Genomic DNA, 13,912 nt, shown 5'->3' with positions numbered 1-13,912 from the left:
ATCGTCGGCGCCTTCATCGACCACCTCGTGGCGGCCGGATGGACGTTCTACCCTCGCGTCATGGACGCAGCCGAGTACCGCGCGGAACTGAGACGAATCCTGGACGCGGCGTCGGCCGGCGTGGCCGGCAGGCTCCTGAAGATCGGCGATGCCGCGACCGACCGGACCGAGGCCGTCGAGATCGACGTCTTCGTCGACCAGGACGGCGAAGGCCCGTTCGACGTCTGGGCGCGGTTCGTGGGTGCCGACGCGTTCACGCTCGACCGTCGGCTCGACGACGAGCTACAGCTCTTCGAGGTGACTTGGGGCGAGCGGGGCTGGGCGCCCGCGGTACCGCCTTGCCCGCGCGGATGGACCCGTGACGAGTTCGAGGAGGTCATCGTCGAGGTCGTCGCCGAGTGGCTCGCCCCGCTCATTCCGACGGGGTCTCCCGGACTTCGGTGGGAGGTCACATCGCCCGAAGGCACGGTCGACCCTCGTCCACTCGGAGTGCGCGACTGACCGACGTGACAAAGCCACCTGCGTCGTTCACCGTCACGCGACCGCCGGTGTCGGCGCCGGGGGAGCGAGGCTGTGGTGGATGTGTCCGGTGGGGGTGGTGATCCGGACGCGGTGCGTGCCGCCCGGAGTCGAGGGCCTCGCCACGCCATCCCGGGGCCTCTTCGGCGTAGTTGCACGCTTCGCACAGCCCCTGACCGTTCTCGAATGTGGTCGGTCCGCCGTCGGCGGCGGGGCGGATGTGGTCGATGTGCCGGACGGGTGCATCGCACCAGGGCGTGCGGCAGACCTGGTCGCGGACCTGAACCAGTTCGGCCAGTGAGGCGGGAGCAGGCGAGTGGTTCGGGTCATGGCGAATGCCGCAACTCTTCGGTGAGTTGCCGCGTCCCCTTGACGCGATGTCAGTAAGTGGTTACTTTCATCGTGTGTCGACGAGGGATCGGATCATGGCAACGGCGTTGCGGCTGTTCGGGGAGCAGGGCTTCGCGCGGACGTCGGTGGCGCAGATCGAGTCCGAAGCGGGGCTGACGGGAGGATCGGGCGCCCTCTACCGGCATTTCCGCTCGAAGAACGCCCTGTTGGTCGCGGCGGTCGCGAGCCGTCTGGAACAGAAGGAGGAGTGGGCCCAGTACCTCGAGCCCGACTTCTCGATCGTTCGGATGCTCGACGCCGTCGCGCCGGACGCAAACATGGCCGACCGCCTGACCCTGCTGTGTGGGATCGGGCTGGCCCGGCTCGAACACAATCGCGATGTCACACGAATCCTGTTTCGGGACAACACCATCGACAAGGAGGTCCTCGAGACCTTTCGCCGCGAGGAGTACGAGGTGTCGATGCCCGTGTTCACTCGCGGGCTGGCTGAACTCTCGGGCGATGCCGACACCGATTGGCGGCCGGTGGCCGCAGTGCTGATCGGTGCCGTCGCGCACTTCTGGATGATCAGCGACATCTTCGACGGCGAGCATCCGGCCGAAGTCGACGCACAACAGTATCTGCGTGCCACCGCAGAACTCGTCGCCGCACGACTGTCCTGGTCGGGCAGTGGAGATGCACATCCTTAATCCGCTTCAACACAAAGGGGGCCAATTGTGAAGATCGTCGTGGTGGGTGCCGGCTATGCGGGAACGATCGCCGCGAACCGGCTCGCGAAGAAGCTCGAGGACGCCGAGATCACGGTCGTCAACCCGCGGTCCGACTTCGTCGAACGGGTGCGACTGCACCAACAGATCGCCGGAAGCGGTACCGCGGCAACACCGCTGACCGAGATGTTGCGTGAGGGCGTCGCCGTGCACGTGGGCTCGGTCGACAAGATCGGTGACGGCACCGTGAGCCTGGACGACGGCACCGGTATCGGCTTCGACTACCTGATCGTTGCCGTCGGCAGCACGGTCACGCCGCTGCCCGGCGCCGTCCCGGTCGGCACCTGGGAAGGTGCGCAACAAGCACGCGCCGCATTGGCGGACCTGCCCAGCGGCGCCGTCGTCACCGTCGTCGGCGGCGGGCTGACCGGGATCGAGACTGCAACCGAAGTCGCCGAGGCACGCCCGGACCTGCAGGTGCAGCTCGTGGGCGAGACGATCGGCGCGACCCTCTCGCCCGGCGCCCAGCGACGGGTGAACGCCGACCTCGAGCGGATGAGCGTGCAAGTCGTCGAGGGCGCGGTCGGCGAGGTGCGCGCGGCGGACTCGGGCGGCGGCGACACCGTGGTGCTGCGGTCGGGGCAGGCGTTGCACTCCGATCTCACGTTGTGGGCGATCGTCGCGGGTGTGCCGGATCTCGTCGCGAGCAGCGGCCTGGAGGTCAACGCCGAAGGCCGTGCCGTGGTCGACGAGCACCTGCGCAGCGTGACGGATTCACGCATCTTCGTCGTCGGCGACTGCGCGGCCGTTCCGGGTGCACGTTTCGCCTGTGCCACGGCCACCCCGCAAGGCGCGCACGCAGCGGGCACGCTCATCCGGATGGCCAAGGGACGCAAGCTCAAGCGGTTCTCCATGGGCTACACCGGGCAAGCGCTGAGCCTCGGGCGACGTAACGGCCTGGTGCAGGCCTGCCGCCGGGACGACACCCCTAGGCGAATCTTTGTCAGCGGGCGCGTCGGCGCCGTGAGCAAGGAACGGATCAACCGCTACGCCAAGTACGGATCGCGCACCGCCAACTACGCGTGGCTCCCGGGCTCGAAGTGACCAGGCGGCAATGGAACCGGCCGGAATGATCGACCATGAAGTAGTGATCGTGGGCGCGGGGTTCTCCGGTATCGGACTCGGTATCGAGCTCCGGAAGGCCGGCATCACCGACTTCGCGATCCTCGAGGCCGCCGACGACGTCGGGGGCGTGTGGCATCACAACAGGTATCCGGGGGTGGCCGTCGACATTCCCTCGACTACCTACTCGTATTCCTTCGAACCGAACCCGTACTGGTCACGACTGTTCGCCCCCGGCGACGAGCTCGCCGCCTATGCCAACCATTGCGCCGACAAGTACGGCGTCAGCCCCCATGTGCATCCGCGGACACGCGTCGAGGCCGCCAGATACGACGGTCGGAATCACCGGTGGGTCGTCGAGACGAGCAGGGGGATCCTGACGGCCCGGTTCCTCGTGTCGGCAGTGGGGCCGCTCGATCAGCCGAAGTACCCGGATATCCCCGGCCTCGGAACCTTCGACGGTCCCACCGTCCACACCGCGCGCTGGGACCCCCACGTTGCGCTGGCCGGTAAACGAATCGGCGTCATCGGGACAGGCGCATCATCTCTGCAGCTGATACCGGAAATCGCGCCCGCGGCGGAGCGGCTGACGGTGTTCCAGCGGACACCGATCTGGGTGATTCCGAAACCGAACACCGATATCTCCCCGCGGATGCGGGAACTGTTCGCACATGCTCCGGTCACCCAACGCGTGTTGCGCGCCGTCACCTCTCTGCTGGCCGAGTTCGTCATGACCGTGGGCATCGCGTATCACATGCGGGTACCACTGTTTGTTCGCAGCATGGAGAGGACGTGTCTGCGGCACTTACGCAAGCAAGTGGCGGATCCCGAGGTGCGCGCGAAGCTGACGCCCGCGTATGCACTCGGCTGCAAACGCCCGTCCTTCTCGAACACATACCTGCCGGCCTTCGACCGCGCGAACGTCGAGCTGGTCACCGAACGGATCCTTCGGGTCACCACGGAGGGGATCGTCACCGCCGTGGCGGACACCGCTGCGGGCACGGTGACCGAGACTCACCGTGAGCTCGATGTCCTGGTGCTGGCAACGGGGTTCAAGACCATGCAGCTCGGAGTGGTTCCGCCCTTCCCCGTCCGCGGCACCGCCGGCGTCGATGCCGGGCAATGGTGGGACGAGCACGGCTACCAGACCTATGAGGGCATCTCCACGCCCCTGCTGCCGAACTTCTGGCTCATGAACGGGCCCTGGTCAGCGGCAGGGCCGTCCTGGTTCAGCGTGATCGAGTCGGGGAGCCGCCACATCGCGCGGTGCCTGAACGAGGCTCGCCGCCGCGGCGCAACCCAAGTCGTCGTAAGGCAATCGGCACACGACGCCTACATGCGGAGCATGCGCGCGAAAGCGCGCCACACCGCGTTCGCGCAGCCCAGCTGCATCGACTCGAACAGCTACTACTTCGATCGCCGCGGCGAAGCCCCCTTCGTTCGCCCCGTCTCGGGGCCCGGTCTCCGCCGCGCCAGCCGCACATTCGACCTCGACCACTACGAATACACTCGATCCGAGCCGGCGAGTTCAACCACCAGTCGATATACCGGTCGTACCCGCGCGTCGAACCTCTGGTTCCAGACACTCTCACCCGGCACCGCATGCAATGACTGAGGCCGGTCTGCGCCAGACGAGACGGCATTTCCGCGATATCGATGGTCATGGTCGTTCGATGACGGACCGTCGCTGTCGACCACCCCGGTGTTCGACGCTTCGGGCACGCCGCGGTCGGAGTTGCAGATCGGCCCACCGCGGTCAGCGGTCACCCCGGACGAACGGCGCACCCGTGTCGACGAGTTGACCGCCACGGCACAAGCCATGTCGCAGCCGTGACTGTGACGCGTGACTGCGAAGGCGGCCCCTCGCAGTCACGCGACCGCCGGCGTCGGTGCCGGGGGAGCGAGGCTGTGGTGGGTGTGTCCGGTGGGGGTGGTGATCCGGACTCGATGTCTCCCATTCGGGGAGTCGAGCGTCTCGGCGCGCCACCCTGGGGCCTGTTTGGCGTGGTTGCAGGCCTCGCACAGTCCCTGGCCGTTCTCGAACGTGGTCGGTCCGCCGTCGGCGGCGGGGTGGACGTGGTCGATGTGCCGCACCGGCGCATCGCACCAGGGGGTGCGGCAGACGGGGTCGCGGAGTCGGATCAATTCGGCCAGGGCGGCGGGGAACAGGCGGGTGCCGCGGTCCATCGCGACCACCGCGGCGGCGTCCGGCCGCGTGTACACCCGGCGAAGTTCGGCGAGACCGGCCGTCGCCGCAGTGTGGACGAGTTCCCGTGCCACATCTGCGGGGATCGGTCCGTAGCCGCGGACACGTGCAGCCTCGTCGCCGCCGCCGAACAGCGTGCGATCGGACACCGTCAGATGCACTCGAACCCGTGTCGCCGGCGCGGCGGTGTCGTCGGTCGACGCGGCGACGATGCGGGCGACGAGGGTGTCCGCCATGACCTGACCGCGGGTCCGCTGGTCGCCGGTGGCGGTTGCCGACGCGGCCGCCGCTGCGAGGGCCGCGTGGCAGGCGACGCCCTCGGCCATCGGGAGCAGTGCCGTCACGTAGGCCATGGTGTCCGGTGCGGGGCGGATCGACACACGCCGCTCGGTGTGTGCCTTGGCTTTCCGTCGAACCCAGACCCGCTTGTCCGCCTCGTATGCCAGCTGGCGTGCGGCGGCGACGGTGTCCTGGTCGCTCATCTTCTCGAGCCGTTCGGGATCGGCGGCGAGTTTCCGGTCGATCTCGGCCCGGTCTTCGATTGAGAGGCAAGCGGTTTCACGTGCGATCTGGGTGGCACGCCACTCGGTGATCCATCCTCCGCGTAGTGCACCGAGGGTGTGGGGAAGTTCCGACGTGAGTGCGGTGGCCAGTCCGAGATGGATGCCGCCGCGGTGCGGGGACTCGCGGCGGGCCAGCGCGATCTGTGCGGCGATGCCCCGATTCCGACGTTCGCGTGCCACGCCGGCATCGGTGGCCGTGCGGCGTTGCTGCGCCGCGAAGTCGGAGGTGATCTGGGCCTGAAGGCCGGCGGCGGCGCCGGTGAGTCGTTCGAGAGCGCGGAGGAGATCGATGCGGTCGGCTTGACGGTCGGGGCCGGTTGTGGCGGCGAGGGACTGTATCCAGTGTTCGACATCGGTGGTGGTCACCGTGTCGATCAAGCGCCCCTGTTCGCTCATGTGTTCGATAGTATCGAGGGGGTCTGACAAGTTACGGGCGCGTGGCGCTGGTTGTGATTGCGTCGACGGCAGTGGATAACGATCGGGTGCGCCTGCGGCCCTGGCTGTGCGTGCCGCGCATGCCGAGCGTGGATACTGCACCGGTGACGCCGACGAAGCGAACCAACGTTTCCGCCCTGTCGATGGTGATGCTCGCTGTCGCGGGTCTGCTGGTCGCGGCCTCGGGGAGCAGTGGCGCGGCACCGCCGCCAGACTGGCGATACACGATGGTGGCGTTCAGCAACACCAGCGACCGCGACATGGATGTGTACGAGTCGGGGGACGGCACCGGATTCCAACTCGTCCAGCGGTCGGCGTTTCGGCCCCCGTCAGGGCTTGTGCGTGACCCGAGCATCTTCCGGCACACGGACGGGATGTACTACGTCACCTACACAACCGCCGACGGTGCGAACATCGGCTTCGCGCGCAGCAGTGACCGCCTCAACTGGACGTACTTGGAGTCTTGGCCGGTCCCGTTCTGCTGCGCCTTCATGCCGGGCACGGGGGACGGCACGGGTTCCGCGAGCCCGCCGGGTTTCTCGGGGTCGGCCGGGTTCAAGGACGGCCCGTCGCTGTCGCCGTTCGTCACCAAGGCCTGGGCGCCGGAGTGGTTCGTGGACGGCGACCGCGTCAACGTCATCCTGTCGCTGTCGACCGGTGGCGGATTCGTGCCGTATCTGATGACGGCGCTCGAGCCATCGCTCCGGCTGTGGAGCCTGCCCGTTCCCCTCGACGGGATCGGCGCGGACCACATCGACACCACCGTGGTCAAGGTCGGATCGACCTATCACGCGTTCACCAAGAACGAGACGAGGAAGGTCATCGAGCACGCGGTGGCGCCGTCGGTGACGGGACCCTATTCGTTCGTCCCGCCCGGAAACTGGGGTTCGCTGGTGGAGGGCCCGGCCGTGGTCCAGCTGCCGAACGGCGCCTGGCGGATGTACCTGGACGCCTACACCGAAGGAAAGTACCTCTATTCCGACAGCACGGATGGGATGCGCACCTGGTCGCCCGTGGAAGAGCTTCCGGGCCTCTCCGGGACGGTCCGCCATCTCGGTGTGATGAGACTGCCGGCATGACGCCGACTCGGTGACGGTCACGTCGAAGTGCCGAGGTTGCTTCCTCGGTCGGGCGCAACGCGCGCCGCTCAGCTCCCCGACCCGGGCGCTTCGCCCAAGGTTCGGCGGGTGACGAACCGCCGCGGCGTCCCCGACAGCGGATCGGTGAATTCCAGCTCCCGCGCGAGCAATTGGAGGGGGAGGGAATGATCGTCCGGCGCCTCGGGCAGCAGGTCGGGGTACCACCGGTCGCCGAGGATCCCGACCCCGAGCGCAGCCAGGTGCACCCGCAACTGGTGCATCCGTCCGGTGCGCGGACGCAGGACCGTGTGCAGCACAGCACGTCCGGAGGCGCTCACGCCGGCCGCGCGCACGTCGACCACCGTCTCGGCGTTCGGCTCACGCACGCCGTCGACGACGACCCGCAACTCGCCGCGGCGCGCCGCGATGTGGTTGCGGTAGACGACGGGAACGGCGCGTCCGGCAAGCGCCGGTGCGTCCGGGTCCCACCCGGGTGGCAGCGCCGACACCGCCTCGTACACCTTCGTGACCTGCCGCTTCTCGAAGAGCGACTGGTATGCGCCGCGCGTCGCGGGGCGGGCCGAGAACATCACCAGGCCGGCGGTCGCGCGGTCGAGTCGATGGATCGGTGTCAGGTCCGGGTTGCCCAGGCGGGTCCGCAATCGGACCAGTGCGGACTCGCGCAGGTATCGCCCGCCCGGGGTGGTCGGGAGGAAGTGCGGCTTGTCGATCACGACGAGGTCGTCGTCGACGTGCAGGATCTCCTCGTGAAACGGCACCGGGTCCTCCGCCGGCAGATCGCGGTGGTACCAGACGAACTGGTGCGCGCCCAACACCGTGCCGCGACCGATCGGACTGCCGTCGGCGCCGACGATCTCGCCGGCGTCGAACCTCCGGTGCAGGTCGCCGGCGTCCAGGTGGTCGAATCTCGCGACGACGTACTCGGCGATCGTCGCCCACGGCCCGGACGTCGGGACGCGCAGCCGCGTCGGTCCGACCCCGTTCTTCACGGGCAGGGGCGAGGGCATCGGCACGAGGCTCATCATCCCATCGGCGTGCAGGCCACCCACGAGCGGGCGGTTCCCGGGACACCCGCAGGGTGCGTGTCCCGGGAACCGCCCGTTCGTGGTGTCAGGCGAACGACACTGTCAGGCAGCCCCGTTCCAGAAGTCGACGAGCACCGTCGTCAGCTCCTCGGGCTTCTCCTCGTTCGGCGTGTGCGCGGCCCCCGCGATGATCTCGAACTGCACGCCGAGGCGCGAGGCGGCGTCGGCCTGCACGTCCACCGGGATGATGTCGTGCTCGCCCGCGACCACGAGGATCGGCAGGCCGGTCGCGGCCAGTTCCTCGACGCGGTCCGGCTCGGCGTTCATGGTGAGGGCGATGCCGGCGATGTTCGCGGTCTTGGTGGCCAGGATCCGGCCCCGCAGGAACTCCTTGACCGGGGCCGGGAAGATCTCCTCGAAGGCGCCGAACATGGCCTTCCACAGTGCCTCGTTGCCGCCCGCCCACAGCAGCTCCGGGACCTGGCTCATGTCCACGGACGTGCCCACGTCCCGGCCGCTCGGCGGCGAGTCGAGGATCACGTAGTCCAGGAAGCGGGCCGGGTCGTTCAGCACGGCGGCCCGGGTGACGAGACCGCCGAAGCTGTGGCCGAGGAGGTGGACCTTCTCGTCGGGCACGAGCGTGTCGAGCACCTCGGCGAGGTCGAGGGCGAACTTCGCGATCGTGTACTCGCCGACCGCGTCCCGCCCCTCGGGGCCGTCCGAGTCGTACTGGCCGAGCTGCGAATACGAGATCAGGCGGTAGCCGGCCGCGGTGACGAAGGGCGCCATCGGGAGGAAATCCTCCCGGGATCCGGTGAAGCCCGGGACCATGACGACGGTGCCCTTGACCTCGCCGTCGGGCATCGCGTCGAAACAGGACAGCTCGCCGCGCGAGATCGGGACGCGGGACAGGGTGACGGTCATGACGGTGTTCTCCTGGTCGGGGTGGTGGGTCGAGGGGTGGGGGTGCTCAGAGGTCCCAGGCGCACGCGGCCGAGTCCTTCACGTCGATCTGGGTGGTCAGCCTGCGGTCGGTCGCGGAGCGCGCGGCGACCAGCGTCCGCGGACCGCCGACCACCCGCCACTGCGACGCCGACTCGTCCCAGCGGGCCAGGGTCCGGCGGTCCACGGTGATCCGCGCGGTCGCGGTGTCACCCGCCCCCGCGGTCACCGAGGCGAAACCGACGAGCCGCAGCGGGTCCTCGCCCTCGCCGCCGACGTAGAGCTGGACGACCTCGCGTGACGTGCGAACGCCGGTGTTGCGGACCGACACGTCGACGGTCACCGCGCCCGAGTCGGTCTCCGCGGCGGCGATGTCCTCGTAGGCCCAGGTGCCGTAGCCGAGTCCGTGCCCGAACGGATAGGCCGGGACGATCGAGGACTTCTCGTACGCGCGGTACCCGAACGTCGAGCCCTCGGCGTAGTCGATGACGCCGTCGACCGGCCGCGTCGACAGCACCGGCGAGTCGGCGCCGACCACGGGGAAGGTGGTGGGCAGCCTGCCGCCGGGCTCGACGACGCCGGTCAGCGCGTCGGCGATGGCGTGGCCGCCCTCCTGGCCCGGCAGCCACGCCCACAGCACCGCCGCGACCTCGTCCCGCCACGGCATCTCCACCGGCGCACCGGCGTTGACGACCACGACCGTCCTCGGGTTCACCGCGGCGACCGCCGACACCAGCTCGTCCTGGCGACCGGGCAGCAGCAGGTCGGTGCGGTCGAAGCCCTCGCTCTCCACCTCGTCGGTGGTGCCGACGAAGACCAGTGCCACGTCGGCGCTCCGCGCGGCCTCGACGGCGGCGGCGAACGCGTCGTCCGCGGCCGGGCGCGGGGCCTGGTGGTTCAGGCCGAACATCGCCATCGGGAAAGCCGGTGTGGCCGAGCGCATCTCGACCCGGACCGTCCCGACCCCGAGATCGGCCGAGACCCGGTGCTCCGGCGGCTTGACCAGGTTCTCGATCAGGTCGTTGTCGGCGCTGGTGAGGGTGATCGCGTGGGGCTCGTCCGCGCCGATCGCCAGCGAGTACTGCCCGGCTCCCGACACCGAGAACTGGTGCGTGCCCGCCTCGCTGACGGTGAGGTCGGTCCGCACCCGGACCTCGGCGGTGCCCGCCGGGAGGGTGCCCATGTACACCAGGCGGGACGCGAGTCGGAGCTCCGTGCCGAGCACGACGCCGGCGTCGGAGAGGAAGTCGACGCGGAAGCCCGGCTCGCCGGTCTCCGGGTCGCGGGCGACGTCCGCCGGAATGGCGGGGAGGATGCGCTGCGTCGACACCCCCTCCTGGTGGTCGATCTCGACCGAGTCGCCGAACGCCGCACGTAGCCCGGCCAGCGGGCTGACGACGTGCGGGGGATTGACGTGCGCGGAGCCGCCACCCTGCGCGGTCAGCAGGGCGGCGTTCGGACCGAGGACGGCGATGCGGCCCAGCGACGCCGGAACCAGCGGCAGCACGCCGCCCTCGTTGCGCAGCACGACCATCGCGCGCGCCGCGATGTCCCGCAACTGCTCTCCGGCGTCGGCCGGGGTGGTCGCCGGGGCGGGTCCCGGGAAGCCGTCCAGGTGGCCGGTGCGGGCGGCGAGCCGGAGCACGCGCAGCACCTTGTCGTCGACGACGCTCGGGGCGACCTCGCCGGCGCGGACCGCGGCGACCAGCGCCTCGTTCCACGGGCTGTGCGGCCCCGGCATCGCGACGTCGAGGCCCGCGTTCGCGGACGCGGCCGTCGAGCGTGTGGCGAACCAGTCGGACACGACCGCGCCGTCGAAGCCCAGCTCGTCCTTGAGGACGTCGGTGAGCAGGCGGCGGTTGTCGGTCAGGCTGGCCCCGTTGACCGAGTTGTACGAGGCCATGACCGACCAGGCGCCCGCGCGGACCCCGGCCTCGAAGGGCACCAGGTAGACCTCGCGCAGGGTCTTCTCGGGGATCCGCGCGTCGTATGTCATGCGGTCCGTCTCGGACTCGTTCCCGATGTAGTGCTTGACGGTCACGGCCACGGCGTTGCCCTGCACGCCCGAGACGAAGCCCGCCACGCTCGCGGCGGTCAGCACCGGGTCCTCGGAGTAGCACTCGAAGTGCCGGCCGCCGAGCGGCGAGCGGTGCAGGTTGATGTTCGGGGCGAGGAACCAAGCAATGCCCTTGTCCCGTGCCTGGGCGCCCATCAGGGCTCCCGCGCGCTCGACCTGCTCCGGGTCCCAGGTGGCGGACAGCGCCGAGGGGTTCGGGAACAGGAGGCTGGTGTCGCGCTCGTCCCAGGTCGTGCCCCGGACGCCGTTGGGGCCGTCCGAGAGCAGGATCGTGCGCAGACCGATCTTCTCGATCGGGTGCAGGGACCAGAAGTCCGCGCCGGTGAGCAGGCCGACCTTCTCCTCCAGCGTCAGTTCCGCGAGGAGCGCGCCCAGCGCCTCCTCGTCCACCGCGGTCGCAATTCCTCCGGGGTTGTTCACAACCAACACTCCTTCGTGCCGTCACGCTGACCGGGCCATCTCGGCCACCGAGGTCGAGGCTAGCCGCAAATACCGAGTGATCAGTAGGTTTTGTGCTCCCGACGGTACGCCTACCTCCTACAGTGGGTGCGTGACCAGCGGAGATGAGGGCAGCAGCGCGACCATCCGACCCCGGCGGGGTGGCAGCTACGCCGTCGGTCGGGCCCGGCGGACCCGGATCCTGCACATCGCGATGGAGGAGTTCGCCGAGAACGGCTACCGCGGTGCCTCGCTCGCCCGGATCGCCGAGCGTGCCGAGCTCTCCCAGCCGGGCCTGCTGCACCATTTCCACACCAAGGAGGAGTTGCTCGCCGCCACGCTGGACCTGCGCGACGAGATGGACGCCGCCCGTTTCACCGGCGCCGACGGCACGCCGCTGACCGGCGTCGCTGCGCTGGCGGCGCTGGCGGATCTGGTCGAGCGCAATCAGCGCGTCCCCGGACTCGTCCAGCTCTTCACGGTCCTCAGCGCCGAGGCCGTCACGACCGATCACCCCGCGCACGACTGGGCCCGCAGCCGCTACCGGCGGATCCGGGCGTTCATCGCGGACGGCATCCGCGCCGGGGTCGCCTCCGGCGAGTTCCGGCCCGGGGTCGACCCAGTGGCGCACGCCTTCCGGCTGGTCGCCCTCATGGACGGCCTCCAGCAGCAGTGGCTGGTGGACGAGGACGCGGTCGACATGGCGGCGCTGTTCGGGGGGTATCTGCGCGAGACGCTGGACGCGATCCGAGCCAGGCCCGTCCCTTAGCCCCTGGCCGGCACCGTCTCACCAGCGCAGGGCGGCCGGAGCGTCCGGCCCGGCCGCGACGAGCCGCGGGGATCGCTCGCCCTCCGGCAGGCGAGGGCACGCCGCATCTCCGAGCTCGACGACTGCCCCGTCGCGGGATCGCACCTCCCCGGGCGGGGGTACACCGTCCGAACGACGCACCTTCAGGAGGGTGCGAGTGTCCTGCTGGCTATGTCGCAGCTAAGGCCGCTGTCGATCGTTTGACGGGAAGTCCAGGACGCTAGGCTCCGGCCCGAAAGAATCCTGTTCGTCGGGTATGCGCATTTTCGAACTGGCATATCCGCATCTACGAGGTCGAGCGACTCGATCGGAGCCGGAAGGTTGTGCCGTGGGTGATGTCCTGAGTGTGGAGCCTCGCGAATGTGGGGCGAATTCTGCCGTCGCCGAGGTCTCGTGGGGATCGGGGAGCTACACCGTCGAGGATTCGGCGAACGTCACGCTGACCAACACGCCGACGGCGTGGCTCGCGTCGGGTCTGGCGTTGGCGATGTCGAAGGGGTCGCCGCTGCACATCGCCGGTGCGGTCGACCCGGTGGCACTCGCGGGGGCGGGGAAGGCCCAGGACCTGCTGGCCTCCTGGTGGCCCGACACGATCCACAAGGTCGACGTCGTCTCGGACGTGGCCCCGGTCCCCGGACCGGACGGTCGAGGGGTCGGGTGCTTCTTCAGCGGTGGTCTCGACTCGTTCTACTCGGCGATCAAGAACCAGGACGAGATCACCCACCTCATCCACGTGTACGGGTTCGACATCTTCCTGAACGCCGAGGCGTACTACGCGAAGGTCATCGAGGGGTTGCGTGAGGCGGCCGCCGAGATGGGCAAGGCCCTGATCGAGATCCGCACCAACATCCGCTTCCTGCACGAGAAGCGTTGGGGTGGTTGGGACATGGGGCACGGAGTGGCCATGGCCCACATGGCGCACCTGCTGTCGGGTCATCTGTACAAGGTTCTCGTTCCGGCCTCGGACCACGTGAGCAGCCTCCAGCCGTATCCGACACATCCCGAGCTCGACCCGCTGTGGTCCAGCAGCGCGGTGGAGATCGTCTACGACGGTCTCGAGGCGACGCGGGTCGACAAGGCGCGGCTGGTCAAGGACAGCGCCGCCGCGATGAAGCACATGCGGGTGTGCTTCTGGAACCGCGAGGACCGCCAGAACTGCGGACGGTGCGAGAAGTGCGTCCGCACGATGGTCAACATGCGCATCGCGGGTGCCGGCGATCGATGTGTGGCGTTCCCTCCGGTGGATCCGGTCACGCTGCTGCCGCGGGTGGCGCTGAACGACAGTCATCGCGCCTACGTCCGGGAGAACCTGAGCGCCCTTCGCGAAGCGGGCCTCGACGACCCCGATCTCGAGGCGGCGCTGGTCCGTGCGCTGAACCGTGGACCACTGGAGAACCTCAGGGGTCAGCTTTCCTGGAAGTGGGAGATCGCCAAGCAGGCCGGCCACGCGGCCCGGAATCGAGTGCGAGGCTGACGCGCGAGCTCCTCCGGTGAGACAGGGGACGAGGTCCGGTCGCCGGCCATCACCTGCAATTCCCCCTCCGGCAGGTGGAAAGGCTCCGACGATCGGGTGTGGAAGTGCGGCGCGGCGCCGTCACCCGGGCCCGAACGCCGAGCGG

Annotated in this window: 11 protein-coding genes and 1 pseudogene; 7 read left to right on the top strand and 5 right to left on the bottom strand. The window is 69.4% G+C overall.

Annotation, left to right across the window (positions count from 1 at the left end; all coding sequences use genetic code 11):
• The first annotated feature begins 60 nt into the window (after nucleotides 1-60).
• The gene (locus tag ABD951_RS23625; protein WP_345351169.1) at nucleotides 61-501 is read left to right on the top strand and encodes a DUF6389 family protein; all 441 of its coding nucleotides are present in this window, start codon (nucleotides 61-63) and stop codon (nucleotides 499-501) included.
• 33 nt (nucleotides 502-534) lie between these two features.
• Here the strand turns inward: ABD951_RS23625 and ABD951_RS23620 are convergent.
• Nucleotides 535-826: pseudogene (locus ABD951_RS23620) on the bottom strand (HNH endonuclease); the annotation flags it as partial.
• Nucleotides 827-854: 28 nt separating this feature from the next.
• On the opposite strand from ABD951_RS23620, the gene ABD951_RS23615 reads away from it, so the two are divergent.
• The 3 genes from ABD951_RS23615 to ABD951_RS23605 are packed head-to-tail and all read left to right on the top strand — an operon-like array spanning nucleotide 855 to nucleotide 4,314.
• A complete protein-coding gene (locus ABD951_RS23615; protein ID WP_345351166.1) occupies nucleotides 855-1,559 on the top strand; it encodes a TetR/AcrR family transcriptional regulator in 705 nt (234 codons plus the stop codon).
• Between the two features lie 27 nt (nucleotides 1,560-1,586).
• A complete protein-coding gene (locus ABD951_RS23610) occupies nucleotides 1,587-2,681 on the top strand; it encodes an NAD(P)/FAD-dependent oxidoreductase (RefSeq protein ID WP_345351163.1) in 1,095 nt (364 codons plus the stop codon).
• Between the two features lie 43 nt (nucleotides 2,682-2,724).
• Nucleotides 2,725-4,314, top strand: coding sequence for a flavin-containing monooxygenase (locus tag ABD951_RS23605; RefSeq protein WP_345351160.1), 1,590 nt, complete (start codon nucleotides 2,725-2,727; stop codon nucleotides 4,312-4,314).
• A gap of 254 nt (nucleotides 4,315-4,568) precedes the next feature.
• Here the strand turns inward: ABD951_RS23605 and ABD951_RS23600 are convergent, their stop codons facing one another.
• On the bottom strand, nucleotides 4,569-5,864 hold the full coding sequence (locus ABD951_RS23600; RefSeq protein WP_345351157.1) for an HNH endonuclease: 1,296 nt from the start codon (nucleotides 5,862-5,864) through the stop codon (nucleotides 4,569-4,571).
• A gap of 182 nt (nucleotides 5,865-6,046) precedes the next feature.
• Between ABD951_RS23600 and ABD951_RS23595 the strand changes: the two genes are divergently transcribed.
• On the top strand, nucleotides 6,047-6,982 hold the full coding sequence (locus ABD951_RS23595) for a glycoside hydrolase family protein (protein WP_345351282.1): 936 nt from the start codon (nucleotides 6,047-6,049) through the stop codon (nucleotides 6,980-6,982).
• Nucleotides 6,983-7,050: 68 nt separating this feature from the next.
• Here the strand turns inward: ABD951_RS23595 and ABD951_RS23590 are convergent, their stop codons facing one another.
• The 3 genes from ABD951_RS23590 to ABD951_RS23580 form a co-directional block, all read right to left on the bottom strand.
• Nucleotides 7,051-8,028, bottom strand: a complete 978-nt coding sequence (locus ABD951_RS23590) for a pseudouridine synthase (protein WP_345351154.1) — start codon at nucleotides 8,026-8,028, stop codon at nucleotides 7,051-7,053.
• A gap of 102 nt (nucleotides 8,029-8,130) precedes the next feature.
• A complete protein-coding gene (locus tag ABD951_RS23585) occupies nucleotides 8,131-8,952 on the bottom strand; it encodes an alpha/beta fold hydrolase (RefSeq protein WP_345351151.1) in 822 nt (273 codons plus the stop codon).
• A gap of 46 nt (nucleotides 8,953-8,998) precedes the next feature.
• Complete coding sequence (locus ABD951_RS23580; RefSeq protein WP_345351149.1) at nucleotides 8,999-11,467, bottom strand: beta-glucosidase family protein; 2,469 nt, start codon at nucleotides 11,465-11,467, stop codon at nucleotides 8,999-9,001.
• Nucleotides 11,468-11,597: 130 nt separating this feature from the next.
• Between ABD951_RS23580 and ABD951_RS23575 the strand changes: the two genes are divergently transcribed.
• Both ABD951_RS23575 and ABD951_RS23570 read left to right on the top strand, forming a co-directional pair.
• Nucleotides 11,598-12,254: a TetR/AcrR family transcriptional regulator gene (locus tag ABD951_RS23575; RefSeq protein ID WP_345351147.1), complete on the top strand. Its 657-nt coding sequence runs from the start codon at nucleotides 11,598-11,600 to the stop codon at nucleotides 12,252-12,254.
• A 367-nt stretch (nucleotides 12,255-12,621) separates the two neighbouring features.
• On the top strand, nucleotides 12,622-13,767 hold the full coding sequence (locus tag ABD951_RS23570; protein ID WP_345351144.1) for an adenine nucleotide alpha hydrolase family protein: 1,146 nt from the start codon (nucleotides 12,622-12,624) through the stop codon (nucleotides 13,765-13,767).
• Nucleotides 13,768-13,912: the final 145 nt, after the last annotated feature.

Source organism: Rhodococcus olei, from assembly GCF_039540555.1.
Lineage (GTDB): Bacteria > Actinomycetota > Actinomycetes > Mycobacteriales > Mycobacteriaceae > Rhodococcus_G > Rhodococcus_G olei.
This window is presented reverse-complemented; position numbering and strand designations above follow the sequence as displayed.

What these genes read in the sequence shown, in the direction of transcription:
- ABD951_RS23625 (WP_345351169.1), top strand. Translation starts at nt 61, where the DNA reads ATGGACGCAGCCGAGTACCGCGCGGAACTGAGACGAATCCTGGACGCG.
- ABD951_RS23615 (WP_345351166.1), top strand. Translation starts at nt 855, where the DNA reads ATGCCGCAACTCTTCGGTGAGTTGCCGCGTCCCCTTGACGCGATGTCA.
- ABD951_RS23600 (WP_345351157.1), bottom strand. Translation starts at nt 5,864, where the DNA reads ATGAGCGAACAGGGGCGCTTGATCGACACGGTGACCACCACCGATGTC.
- ABD951_RS23595 (WP_345351282.1), top strand. Translation starts at nt 6,047, where the DNA reads ATGGTGATGCTCGCTGTCGCGGGTCTGCTGGTCGCGGCCTCGGGGAGC.
- ABD951_RS23590 (WP_345351154.1), bottom strand. Translation starts at nt 8,028, where the DNA reads ATGATGAGCCTCGTGCCGATGCCCTCGCCCCTGCCCGTGAAGAACGGG.
- ABD951_RS23585 (WP_345351151.1), bottom strand. Translation starts at nt 8,952, where the DNA reads ATGACCGTCACCCTGTCCCGCGTCCCGATCTCGCGCGGCGAGCTGTCC.